The 12,840-nt window shown below is 63.0% G+C and carries 10 protein-coding genes; all 10 read left to right on the plus strand.

All coding sequences use genetic code 11. The features are described 5' to 3' along the window. The first annotated feature begins 8 nt into the window (after nt 1-8). The 10 genes from PDR5_RS00710 (at nt 9) to PDR5_RS00755 (ending at nt 12,797) form a co-directional block, all read left to right on the plus strand. Nucleotides 9-2,165 (plus strand): type I secretion system permease/ATPase, encoded by a 2,157-nt coding sequence (locus tag PDR5_RS00710; RefSeq protein ID WP_064592577.1) that lies wholly within the window; start codon nt 9-11, stop codon nt 2,163-2,165. Next, nucleotides 2,155-3,522, plus strand: coding sequence for an HlyD family type I secretion periplasmic adaptor subunit (locus PDR5_RS00715; protein ID WP_011331851.1), 1,368 nt, complete (start codon nt 2,155-2,157; stop codon nt 3,520-3,522). The genes PDR5_RS00710 and PDR5_RS00715 overlap by 11 nt, the downstream gene beginning before the upstream one ends. A 370-nt stretch (nt 3,523-3,892) precedes the next feature. Next, a complete protein-coding gene (locus PDR5_RS00720) occupies nt 3,893-4,789 on the plus strand; it encodes a TauD/TfdA dioxygenase family protein (protein ID WP_064592579.1) in 897 nt (298 codons plus the stop codon). Between the two features lie 18 nt (nt 4,790-4,807). Continuing rightward, entirely contained in the window at nt 4,808-5,833 is a 1,026-nt protein-coding gene (locus tag PDR5_RS00725; RefSeq protein WP_007957722.1) for an ABC transporter substrate-binding protein, read from the plus strand. A gap of 5 nt (nt 5,834-5,838) precedes the next feature. Beyond that, nucleotides 5,839-6,699: an ABC transporter ATP-binding protein gene (locus PDR5_RS00730; RefSeq protein ID WP_007957720.1), complete on the plus strand. Its 861-nt coding sequence runs from the start codon at nt 5,839-5,841 to the stop codon at nt 6,697-6,699. A 20-nt stretch (nt 6,700-6,719) separates the two neighbouring features. Continuing rightward, nucleotides 6,720-7,586 carry an ABC transporter permease gene (locus PDR5_RS00735; RefSeq protein ID WP_064592581.1) on the plus strand — a complete coding sequence of 289 codons (867 nt, stop codon included), beginning with the start codon at nt 6,720-6,722 and terminating at the stop codon, nt 7,584-7,586. A 58-nt stretch (nt 7,587-7,644) separates the two neighbouring features. After that, on the plus strand, nt 7,645-8,562 hold the full coding sequence (locus PDR5_RS00740) for a LysR family transcriptional regulator (protein ID WP_064592583.1): 918 nt from the start codon (nt 7,645-7,647) through the stop codon (nt 8,560-8,562). Nucleotides 8,563-8,664: 102 nt separating this feature from the next. Continuing rightward, nucleotides 8,665-10,200 (plus strand): MFS transporter, encoded by a 1,536-nt coding sequence (locus tag PDR5_RS00745; protein WP_064592585.1) that lies wholly within the window; start codon nt 8,665-8,667, stop codon nt 10,198-10,200. Between the two features lie 18 nt (nt 10,201-10,218). Then, nucleotides 10,219-11,289, plus strand: a complete 1,071-nt coding sequence (locus PDR5_RS00750) for an HlyD family secretion protein (protein WP_064592587.1) — start codon at nt 10,219-10,221, stop codon at nt 11,287-11,289. Further along, nucleotides 11,286-12,797 (plus strand): efflux transporter outer membrane subunit, encoded by a 1,512-nt coding sequence (locus tag PDR5_RS00755; protein ID WP_237233774.1) that lies wholly within the window; start codon nt 11,286-11,288, stop codon nt 12,795-12,797. The genes PDR5_RS00750 and PDR5_RS00755 overlap by 4 nt, the downstream gene beginning before the upstream one ends. Nucleotides 12,798-12,840: the final 43 nt, after the last annotated feature.

Here is a 12,840-nt window from a genome sequence, read left to right on the forward strand (position 1 = left end):
TGTCGAGCGTGGAATCAGAAGTCAGTCGAGTTCATCTCAGTCATGATCCACGCGCGTTGCACGACGATCCGTTACTGGATGGTCTGCTCGCTCTTTGCATGCTGCACCAGAAACCCGCCAGCGCGGCGATGCTGACCACCGGCCTGCCGTTGCCCAAACAACGCCTGAGTGTCGAGCTGCTGCCCCGTGCAGCGGCGCGCGCCGGCCTGCAAGGGCGGGTGCTGCAACGCAAGCTCGAAGAAATTCCGGCGATTGCCATGCCGGCGCTGTTGCTGCTCAAGGATGGCCGCAGTGCCGTCCTGCTCGGCTGGCAGGGCGAGAACGAAGCACGGGTGCTGCTCAGCGAAAGCGACGGCGGCGAATCCCTGGTCAGCCGCGAGCTGCTGGCCGACGACTACACCGGCAAAGTGTTCTTCGCCCAGCCCCAGCACAAATTCGATGTCAACCACGGCACGCTGATCCCGCGTGCACGCTCGTGGTTTCGCGACACCCTCAAGCGTTCGCGCTGGCTGTATGCCGACGCCATCGCCGCCAGTTTCCTGATCAACATCATCGCCATGGCCGCGCCGCTGTTCGTGATGAATGTCTACGACCGCGTGGTGCCGAACCAGGCCGAAGCGACCCTGTGGGTGCTCGCGCTGGGCATCACCGGCGCCTATCTGTTCGACCTGATCCTCAAGAGTCTGCGCAGCCTGTGCCTGGATCTGGCCGGCAAGAAAACCGACCTGATCATCTCCGCCACGCTGTTCGAACGCATCGTCGGCATGGCCATGAAATACCGCCCGGCGCGGGTCGGCAGCTTTGCCCAGAACATTCATGAGTTCCAGAGTCTGCGCGACTTCCTCGCCTCGCTGACCCTGACCAGCCTGATCGACCTGCCGTTCACCATCCTGATCTTCATTGTCATCGCGATTCTCGGCGGGCATCTGGTGTGGATTCCGGTGCTGGCCTTCCCGATTGCGCTGCTGATCGGCTATGCCTTGCAGAAACCGCTGGTGGCAACCATGGAACGCACCATGGCCCTCGGCGCCGAGCGTCAGTCGAGCCTGATCGAAACCCTCGCCGGCCTCGACGCGGTGAAGGTCAACAACGCCGAAAGCGAACGCCAATATCAGTGGGAGCAAACCATCGGCACCCTCAGCCGCCTCGAGCTGCGGGTAAAAATGCTCTCCGGTCTGGCGATGAACATCACCCTGCTGATCCAGCAACTGGCCGGGGTGATCATGATCGTCTTCGGCGTGTACCAGATCATCGCCGGCAACCTGAGCATGGGCGGCCTGATCGCCTGCTACATGCTCAGTGGCCGCGCCCTCAGCCCGCTGGCGTCGCTGTCCGGTCTGCTGACCCGTTACCAGCAGGCGCGGGTGACCATGACTTCGGTCGACCAGATGATGGAGCTGCCGCAAGAGCGCAATTTCGAAGAGCGCCCGCTGAGCCGCAAGGTGCTGCAAGGCGCGATCGAATGCCGCCAGCTCAGCTTCACCTACCCGGAACAACAGAACCCGGCGCTGAAGAACATCAATCTGGTGATCCGTCCCGGTGAGAAGATCGGCATCATCGGCCGCAGCGGTTCCGGCAAGAGCTCACTGGCGAAACTGCTGGTCGGCCTCTATCAGCCGGACGACGGTGCGTTGCTGGTGGACGGCGTCGACATCCGCCAGATCGACGTCAGCGAGCTGCGCTACAACATCGGCTACGTGCCGCAGGACATCCAGCTGCTGGCCGGCACCCTGCGCGACAACCTGGTTTCCGGCGCTCGTTACGTCGAAGACGAACTTGTCCTGCAGGCCGCTGAACTGGCCGGCGTACACGAATTCGCCCGACTGCACCCGCAGGGTTATGAACTGCAAGTCGGCGAGCGCGGGCAGAACCTGTCCGGCGGTCAGCGCCAGAACGTCGCCCTGGCCCGGGCGCTGTTGCTCAATCCGCCGATTCTGTTGCTCGACGAACCGACCAGCGCCATGGACAACACCGGCGAAGAACGCCTCAAACAACGTCTCGCGGCGGTGGTGGAAAACAAGACCGTGGTGCTGGTGACGCACCGGGCATCGCTGCTGTCGCTGGTCGATCGCCTGCTGGTGGTCGACCGTGGGCAGATTCTCGCCGACGGCCCGAAAGCGGCCGTCATGGAAGCGTTGAAGAAGGGGCAGATCAGTGTTGCTTAAGTCGGGTTTCAAGGATTCGATCCGCCGCTACTTCAAGGGCTCGGCATCGCTGCAGGGCCAGCCGCTGCCAGAGGTCAACAAGGCCTTGATCGAGGACGCGCCGCGCGTGGTGCGGCTGACGATCTGGGCGATCATCGGTTTCTTCGTGTTCCTGATGCTATGGGCCAACTTCGCCGTCATCGACGAAGTGACCAAGGGCGACGGCAAGGCGATTCCTTCGTCGAAGATTCAGAAAATCCAGAACCTCGAGGGCGGGATCGTCTCCGAGCTGTTCGTCAAGGAAGGCCAGATCGTCGAGGCCGGCGCGCCGCTGGTGCGCCTGGATGACACGCGTTTCGCCTCCAACGTCGGTGAAACCGAAGCGGATCGCCTGTCGATGCTGCTGCGGGTCGAGCGCCTGAGCGCCGAGGTCGATGACCGGCCACTGAATTTCCCCGAGGACGTGCTCAAAGCCGTGCCGGGTCAGGCCAAGAGCGAAGAGTCGTTGTACATCAGCCGTCGCCAGCAACTGCACGACGAGGTCGGTGGCCTGCAGGAACAGTTGATTCAGCGCCAGCAAGAGCTGCGCGAGTTCACCTCGAAGCAGGCGCAATATCGCCAGCAACTGGGCCTGCAACGCCAGGAAATCAACATGTCCGAGCCGCTGGTGGCCCAGGGCGCGGTATCGCCGGTGGAAGTGCTGCGACTCAAGCGTGCCGAAGTGGAAACCCGTGGTCAGCTCGACGCCACTACGCTGGCAATCCCGCGCGCCGAATCGGCGATCAAGGAAGTGCAGCGCAAGATCGACGAGACCCGCGGCAAATTCCGCAGCGAAGCCCTGACCCAGCTCAACGAAGCGCGCACCGACCTGAACAAGGCCCAGGCCACCGGCAAGGCACTGGAAGACCGGGTCAGCCGGACGCTCGTCACCTCGCCGGTGCGGGGTATCGTCAACAAGATGCTGGTCAACACCATCGGCGGCGTGATCCAGCCGGGCAGCGACCTGCTGGAAATCGTGCCGCTGGACGACACCCTGCTGGTCGAAGCGAAGATCCGCCCGCAGGACATCGCGTTCCTGCATCCGGGCCAGGAGGCCACGGTGAAATTCACCGCGTATGACTACACCATCTACGGCGGTTTGAAGGCCAAGCTGGAGCAGATCGGCGCCGACACCATCACCGACGAAGACAAGAAAACCACCTACTACGTCATCAAGCTGCGCACCGAGCGCAGCCATCTCGGCACTGACGAGAAGCCGTTGCTGATCATCCCGGGAATGGTGGCGTCGGTGGACATCATCACCGGCAAGAAGACCGTGCTGAGCTATCTGCTCAAGCCGATCATCCGGGCGCGGGCCGAGGCGTTGCACGAACGTTGATTCTATTCGAGGCTGATGGCCTCATCGCGAGCAGGCTCGCTCCCACATTCGATATGAGTCGAACACAGATTTTGCGTTTACTGGAGATCAAGTGTGGGAGCGAGCCTGCTCGCGAGGCGTCTGTCAAAACAACACATTCCGTCCAGAAGTGACGCAAATGGTCACTCACCATCCAGTCCATTCCTAAGCATTCGCCATATCGTTATTCGTTAACAGTATTTAAATTCCGCTTCTTATAGCTATAAAGTCAGCCTCCTGCGTACCTGCCGACCAATCGGCGCGCCGCACGACACGAACCAACACGCAATCCAGCGTGAGTTTCTGATCGACGCGCGCGCCATCGAGCGCGCCGTGCGTGGGAGATTGATTGATGTCCGCAGCTACTGCTACCCCAAGCGCCGCGACTGCCGCGCCGCAAACCTTCGAAGTCCGCCCGTTCAGCGGTGCCGTCGGCGCCGAGATCATCGGCCTCGACCTGACCCGTCCGGTCAACGACGAAGACTTCGCCCGCATCCACCGCGCGCACCTCGATCACCACGTCGTGGTGTTCCGCGACCAGCGCATCACCCCGCAACAGCAGATCGACTTCAGCCGCCGCTTCGGCGTGTTGCAGATCCACGTGCTCAAGCAGTTCCTGCTGGCCAATCACCCGGAAATCCTCATCGTTTCCAACATCGTCGAAAACGGCCAGAACATCGGCCTCGGCGATGCCGGCAAGTTCTGGCACTCGGACCTTTCCTATAAAGAACTGCCGAGCCTCGGCTCGATGCTGCACGCCCAGGAACTACCGTCCGAAGGCGGCGACACCCTGTTCGCCGACATGCACAAAGCCTGGGACAGCCTGCCCGACGCGCTGCGCAAAGCCGTTGAAGGCCGCTCGGCTGCGCATTCCTACACCGCGCGCTACAGCGAAACCAAATTCGAAGGCAACTGGCGCCCGACCCTGACCCCGGAGCAACTGGCCCAGGTCGCCGAGGTCGTGCACCCGGTGGTCCGCACCCATCCGGAAAACGGCCGCAAGGCGTTGTTCGTCAGCGAAGGCTTCACCACCCGCATCGTCGGCCTGCCGGAAGACGAGAGCAAACAGCTGCTCGACGAGCTCTACGCCCACAGCGTGCTGCCGCAGAACATCTATCGCCATCAATGGCAGCCCCACGACATGGTGTTCTGGGACAACCGCTCGCTGATCCACCTTGCCGCCGGTTGCCCTGCGCACCTGCGCCGCAAGTTGTATCGCACCACCATTCAGGGCGATGCGCCTTTCTGATTTGCCGGAGATCCGATCATGTCCAAACGTCTTCCATTCGCACCGCTGGCGGCGGCCATCGGCCTCGGTTTCAGCCTGATCGCCGGCAGCCTGGTGGCGCCGACCGTGGCCCACGCCGAAGGTGAGATCCGCATCGCCGAGCAGTTCGGCATTGTTTATCTGTTGCTCAACGTGGTGCGCGATCAGGGACTGATCGAGAAGTACGGCAAGCAGGAAGGGCTCGACATCAAGGTCGACTGGACCCAGCTGTCCGGCGGCGCGGCGGTCAACGATGCGTTGCTCTCCGGCTCCATCGACATTGCCGGCGCCGGTGTCGGGCCGTTGCTGACGATCTGGGATCGCACCCACGGCAAGCAGAACGTCAAAGCCGTGGCCTCGCTGGGCAACTTCCCGTACTACCTGGTGAGCAACAATCCCAAGGTCAAAACCATCGCCGACTTCACCGAGAAGGACCGCATCGCGGTGCCGGCGGTGGGCGTTTCCGTGCAGTCGCGCTTCCTGCAATACGCGGCGGCCAAACAGTGGGGCGACAAGGAATTCAATCGCCTCGACAAGTACACCATCGCCGTTCCGCACCCGGACGCCACCGCCGCGTTGATTGCCGGCGGCACCGAGCTGACCGGGCATTTCTCCAACCCGCCGTTCCAGGATCAGGCGCTGGAGAATCCGAACGTCCACGTTGTGCTTAACTCCTATGACGTACTCGGCCCGAATTCGCCGACCGTGCTGTTCGCCACCGAGAAATTCCGCAACGAGAACCCGAAAACCTACAAAGCATTCGTCGAAGCGCTGACCGAAGCCGCGCAATTTGCGCAGAACGATAAAGGCGCGGCGGCCGATACATACATCCGTGTGACCAAGGCCAAGATCGACCGCGCAGCGTTGCTGAAAATCATCGACAACCCGCAATTCGAATTCAGCGTCACGCCGAAAAACACCTACCCGCTCGCCGAATTCCTCTACCGCGTCGGCGCGATCAAGAACAAACCCGAATCGTGGAAGGACTACTTCTTCCAGGACGCCAAACCGTTGCAGGGGAGCTGATCGACATGAACGCCCCTTTGCAAGGCCACGCGGCCAGCAACCCGATCGCCACTGCGCAAGCGCTGTTGGCGGTCGATCAGGTCAGCCTCGAATACCGCACGCCGCAGCGCGTCGTGCGGGCCACCCACCAGGTCAGTTTCGAAGTCGATCAACAGGATCGCTTCGTGCTGCTCGGTCCTTCCGGCTGCGGTAAATCCACCTTGCTCAAAGCCGTCGCCGGGTTCATTGCACCGTGCGAGGGCGAGATCCGTCTGCAGGGCCAGCGGGTCGACGCGCCGGGACCGGACCGGATCGTGGTGTTTCAGGAGTTCGATCAACTGCCACCGTGGAAAACCGTCAAACAGAACGTGATGTTTCCGCTGCTGGCTTCGCGCACGCTGAAGAAAAAGGAAGCTGAAGAGCGTGCGCTGCATTATCTGGAGAAAGTCGGTCTGGCGGCGTTCGCCGATGCCTACCCGCACACCTTGTCCGGGGGCATGAAAGCGCGGGTGGCGATTGCCCGGGCGCTGGCGATGCAGCCGAAAATCCTGCTGATGGACGAGCCGTTCGCCGCGCTGGACGCCCTGACCCGGCGCAAGATGCAGGAGGAATTGCTGCTGCTCTGGGAGGAGGTGCGGTTCACCTTGCTGTTCGTCACCCACTCGATTGAAGAAGCGCTGGTGGTCGGCAATCGGATCCTGCTGTTGTCGCCGCATCCGGGGCGGGTGAGGGCGGAAGTGCACAGTCATCAATACGATTTGCACAGCCTCGGCGGTGTGGCGTTTCAGGAATCGGCGCGGCGCATTCACCGGTTGCTGTTCGATGAAGGCCAGTCGCCGGAAACCGAGCGCGAACTGGATTTCACCGATATCCGCATCGCTTATTGAGCCGCCTGGAGGATTGCCCGATGAGCCATTCATCATCCGTACGTCAAGAATTCGAAAACGATCTGCAACCGCTGACCAGCGTCCCGGTGGAGCGCGAGCTGGCGCTGGGCCAGCGCTTGTGGCAACAGGGCTGGTTGCGCAAAAGCGTGATTCTGATTTTGCTCGCAGTGCTCTGGGAGGTGGTCGCCCGGGTGCAGAACAACGATCTGCTGCTGCCGAGCTTTTTGCAGACCAGTCATGCGCTTTACGACGGCCTGCTCAGTGGCGAACTGTTGGGCAAGGTGTGGATCTCGCTGGTGGTGCTGATCAAGGGTTACCTGATCGGCATTGTCCTGGCCTTCGCCCTGACCACGCTGGCGGTTTCGACCCAGGTTGGTCGGGACTTGCTCAGCACCCTGACCTCGATGTTCAACCCGCTGCCGGCGATTGCCCTGTTGCCGCTGGCGTTGCTGTGGTTCGGGCTGGGCCAGAACAGCCTGATTTTCGTGCTGGTGCATTCGGTGCTGTGGGCGCTGGCGTTGAACACTTACGCCGGGTTTCTCGGCGTCTCGGAAACCCTGCGCATGGCCGGGCGCAACTACGGTTTGAAGGGCATGCGCTTCGTGCTGTTCATCCTGATTCCGGCGGCGCTGCCATCGATCCTCGCCGGACTGAAAATCGGCTGGGCCTTCGCCTGGCGTACCCTGATCGCCGCCGAGCTGGTGTTCGGTGCCACCAGCGGTAAGGGTGGTTTGGGCTGGTACATCTTCCAGAACCGCAATGAGTTGTACACCGACAAGGTGTTTGCCGGTCTGGCGGTGGTGATCCTCATCGGTTTGCTGGTGGAGAACCTGGTGTTCGACACGCTGGAGCGGGTGACGGTGAAGCGCTGGGGGATGCAGCGCTGATTTGTCGATCTGCTAGCATTGCGTGCGAATCAATCCTGATCGGTCACGAGTGCTCAGCATGCAACTCCCGGACATGAACCTGTTGGTCGCCCTCGACGCTTTGCTCGACGAGGGCAGCGTGGTCGGCGCCGCGCGGCGGATGAACCTCAGCCCGGCGGCCATGAGCCGCACGCTGACGCGGATCCGCGAAGCCATTGGCGATCCGATTCTGGTGCGCGCCGGTCGCGGCCTGGTGCCGACGCCCAAGGCCCTGGAGCTGCGCGAGCAGGTGCGCGATGTGGTCGAGCAGGCGGCGTTGCTGTTTCGCTCGGCCGATGCCGTGGAGCTGGGCACGTTGCGCCGGCGCTTCAGCATTCGTGCCAACGATTTTTTCGTCGGGGTGTACGGCGGCAAGCTGTTCGATACTCTCGATCAATTGGCGCCGCACTGTGAACTGCGCTTCGTGCCCGAAGGTGACGGTGACGATGAAGCCCTGCGCGAAGGGCGGATCGATCTGAGCGTGAGCAACACCCGCCCGGTGATGCCGGAAGTCAAAGTGCAGAACCTGTTTTCCACCCACTTTGTCGGTCTGGTGCGCGAGGATCATCCGCTGCTGGATGGCGAGATCACGGCCGAACGTTACGCCGGTTTTTCCCACATCAGCATGTCCCGCCGGGGCATCGCCCGTGGGCCCATCGACACCGCTTTGAATGCCCTGGGGCTGGAGCGGCGGGTGGCAGTGATTGCGCCGAGTTTCCACGCGGCGATGTTCGCCCTGCCAGACTCTGACCTGATCCTGCCAGTGCCCAAGGAAGCGCTGCTCAGCGTGCGGCGGCTGGGCTTGAAGCTGCGCTCGTTCAATCTGCCGGTCCCGTTGCCGACCCTGATGCTCACCCAGGCCTGGCACCCGCGCTTCGATAAGGATCCGGCCCACCGCTGGCTGCGTGAAACCCTCAAGACCTGCTGCGACGAAACCTGGCTGGCGGCACAGCCCTGACGATTGCATCTGGCGCACTTATAAGCTGCCAATAAGTCAATTTTCGTCAGCACTAAGCCCTACTAACATGCTCCGGTATTTTTCCCTCCGGAGTTTGCTTGCATGACATCCCTGACGGTCACGGCGCCGATTGCCGCTGCCGCTCCGATGGCAGCCGCGCCACCGGTGTTCGGGGCGCGAATCATCATCGGTCTGGTCGGTGTGCTGCTGGCGGTGCTGGTGTCGGGTCTCAACGAGATGGTGACCAAGGTCGCCCTGGCCGACATTCGCGGCGCCCTGAGCATCGGCTACGACGAAGGCACCTGGCTGGTCGCCGGCTACACCGCGACCTCGGTGGCGGCCATGGCGTTCGCGCCGTGGTGCTCGGTGACCTTTTCCCTGCGTCGCTTCACCCTGTGCGCCATCGGCGTGTTCACCCTGCTTGGGGTGCTCTGTCCGTTCGCCCCGAACTACGAAAGCCTGTTGCTGATGCGCATCCTGCAAGGCCTGGCTGGCGGCGCGTTGCCGCCGATGCTGATGACCGTCGCGCTGCGATTCCTGCCGGCCAACATCAAGCTTTACGGTCTGGCCGGTTACGCCCTGACCGCGACGTTCGGCCCCGGTCTCGGCACGCCGCTGGCGGGGTTGTGGACCGAGTACGTCGGCTGGCAATGGACGTTCTGGCAAATCATCGTGCCGTGCCTGATTGCCATGGCGATGGTTGCCTGGGGCATTCCACAGGATCCGCTGCGCCTGGAGCGCCTCAAGTCGTTCAACTGGAAAGGCCTGCTGCTGGGCTTTCCGGCGATCTGCATGCTGGTGATCGGCCTGTTGCAGGGCAATCGCCTGGACTGGTTCGAATCCAACCTGATCTGCGCTTTGCTCGGCGCCGGTTCGCTGTTGCTGGTGGCGTTTCTGATCAATGAATGGTCGCAGCCAATCCCGTTTTTCAAGTTGCAGATGCTCGGCATCCGCAACCTGTCGTTCGCGCTGATGACATTGGCCGGCGTGCTGGTGGTGCTGCTGGCGGTGGTGCTGATTCCATCGAGTTATCTGGCTCAGGTGCAGGGTTACCGGCCGGTACAGACTGCGCCGATCATGCTGATCGCGGCGTTGCCGCAGTTGATCGCGCTGCCGCTGGTGGCGGCGCTGTGCAACCTGCGCTGGGTCGATTGCCGCTGGGTGCTCGGCATCGGTTTGAGCATGTTGACCCTGTCGTGCCTGGGCGGCTCGCAACTGACCTCGGAATGGATTCGCGACGATTTCTACGTCCTGCAATGGCTGCAGATTTTCGGCCAGCCGATGGCGGTGCTGCCGCTGTTGATGTTGTCGACCGGCAGCATCCAGCCCCAGGACGGGCCGTTCGCCTCGGCCTGGTTCAACACCGTGAAAGGCTTGGCGGCGGTGGTCGCCACCGGCGTGATCGAAGCGCTGACTACTTCGCGCCTGCATTTTCATTCGACGATGCTGGTCGATCGCCTCGGCAACTCACCGCTGGCCGCAAGCAATGACCCCGGCCTCGCCCATCGTCTGCACGAACAGGCGGTGGTGCTGACTTCCTCGGATCTTTATCTGTGCATGGCCGGCGTCGCGGTGGCGCTGATCCTGCTGATTTTCTGGCTGCCGACGCGGATCTTTCCGCCGCGCGCGCCGACCTGACTGGAACAGAAGGTTTTTATGACGACTCAAGCAAAGCAAAAACTCGCGGTGGCCGTAGCCGCTGCGCTGGCGGTTGGTGTGCTGGTGTATCTGGCGATGCCCGGCCTGTTCGGCAAACGCACCCAGCAGAACACCAACGATGCATTCGTTTCTGCCGACTTCACCCTGGTGGTGCCGCGTGTGGCCGGATTCATCAAAGAGGTGCTGGTGGAAGACAACCAGCAGGTCAAGGCCGGGCAATTGCTGGCGCTGATCGATGACCGCGACCTGCGCGCCGCCGCCGAAGCCGCCGATGCGCAAACCCTGGTGGCCCGCGCTCAATTGCAGAACGCCAAGGCCACGCTGGAGCGCCAAACTTCGGTGATCGCTCAGGCGCAGGCGTCGGTGGTCTCGGCCAAGGCTGAAATGGCTTTCGCCCAGCAGGAATTGAACCGTTACAACCACTTGGCCGGCGTCGGTGCCGGCACCGTGCAGAACGCGCAGCAGGCGCGCACCCGGATTGATCAGGCTTCTGCGCGGCTGGACACGGCCACCGCGAAACTGGCGGCGGAACGTAAGCAGGTCGAGATTCTGACGGCGCAGCGCGATGCCGCCGAAGGCAGTTTGAAGCACGCTCAGGCCGCGCTGGAAATCGCCAGTTTCGAGCTGTCCTACACGCGCATCACCGCGCCCCAGGACGGCATGATCGGCGAGCGCGCCGTGCGGGTCGGCGCCTATGTGACGCCGGGCAGCAAACTGCTGGCGGTGGTGCCGCTGAAACAGGCCTATGTGGTCGCCAACTTCCAGGAAACCCAGCTCACCGACGTGCAGCCGGGGCAGGACGTGGTCGTGCGGGTCGACAGCCTCGGCGGCGAAGCCCTCACCGGCCGTGTCGAAAGCATCGCCCCGGCTACCGGCGTGACCTTCGCGGCGGTCAAACCGGACAACGCCACCGGCAACTTCACCAAAGTCGTGCAGCGGATTCCGGTGAAGGTCCTGCTGGATCCGGGCCAGCCGCTGGCCGAACGGCTGCGAGTGGGGATGTCGGTAGAGGCGAGCATCGACACCGAAAGCTCGGTCACCTCGGTGCGTGAGGTGCCGCAGCGATGAAGCGCTTTCAGTCCATGACGGTTGTCCTGAGTCTGTCGGCGTTGGCGGCGTGCACCGTCGGCCCGGACTTCCAGAAACCCGAAACCACCCGGATTGCCGAGTGGGCAAAACCGGCAAAAACCGCCGTCAGCCAGGCCGTCAGCGAACCGTTGAACGAGCGCTGGTGGGAAGTCTTTCACGACGCACAGCTCTCGGCCCTGACTCAGCGCGCCTTGCGCAGCAACCTCGATCTGCAACTGGCCAGCAGCCGTCTGCAACAAAGCCGCGCTGCCCGTCAGGTGATCAGCGCCGACCGCTATCCGACGACCGCCGCCACCGGCAGCTACGCCCGCAAACGCAACAGCGGCGAAGGCTTGAACGACCCATCCGGGCACAACGGCGATTCCGCCTTCAACCTGTGGGATGCCGGTTTCTTCGCCTCTTGGGAACTGGATTTCTGGGGCCGTGTGCGCCGGGAAACCGAAGCGGCCGATGCCAATCTCGAAGTCGCGGAAAACGACCGTCGCGGTGTGCTGCTGGCGGTGCTCGCGGACACCGCGCAGAACTACATCCAGCTGCGTGGTGTGCAGAACACCCGCGCGGTCACCGAGCAGAACCTCGACGTGGCGCGGCACAGCCTGAAGCTCTCGCAACTGCGCCTCAACGATGGCGTGGCCACCGATCTCGACGTCGCCGAAGCCGCCGCGCAAGTGGCGGCCATCGAATCGCGCCTGCCGGCGCTGGAGCAACGTCAGGCGCAACTGATCAACGCCATCAGCCTGTTGATGGGCGAACCGCCACAGGCCTTGGCTCAAGAGTTATCCACAGACGCGCCGGTGCCGCAGTCGCCATTGACCGTCGCCATCGGCCTGCCGTCGCAACTGGCCGAACGCCGCCCGGACATTCGCCAGGCCGAAGCCCGGTTGCATGCCGCCACCGCCAACATCGGCGTGGCCAAGGGCGATTTCTATCCGCGCATCACCCTGTCCGGCAACCTCGGCTCGCAAGCCATGCAACTCAGCGATTTCGGTTCCTGGGGCTCTCGCGCCTTCGGCATCGGCCCGCAGTTCAGCCTGCCGCTGTTCGACGGCGGCCGCTTGCGCGGCATGCTGCAACTGCGCGAAGCCCAGCAGCAGGAAGCGGCGATCGGTTATCAACAGACCGTCCTGCGCGCCTGGCACGAAATCGACGACCAGTTGACCGCCTACAACGCCAGCCAGCGCCGCCGCGACAGCCTCGCCGAAGCCGTGCGCCAGAACCAGATCGCCCTGCGCACTGCGCAACAGCAATACGTCGAAGGCGTGGTCGACTTCGTCAACGTCCTCACCTTGCAAGGCGCACTGCTCGCCACCCAGGAACAATGGGTGGAAAGCTCCACCGGCGTTTCACTGGCGATGGTCGGGCTGTACCGGGCGCTGGGTGGGGGATGGGAGTCGGTGTACCCAGACGAGAACCGGGCCGCCGTGTTGCCGGGTGTCGCGAAAGCGCCAGCCGGCGTCGACGGTTCTGCTGTGGCTGACCTAAAGTGATGAGCAGGTTGGCGCGTCATACTCTCGTGGCGCAACGGCGCGG

The organism is Pseudomonas sp. DR 5-09, from assembly GCF_001655595.1.
Taxonomy (GTDB): Bacteria; Pseudomonadota; Gammaproteobacteria; order Pseudomonadales; family Pseudomonadaceae; genus Aquipseudomonas; species Aquipseudomonas pharyngis.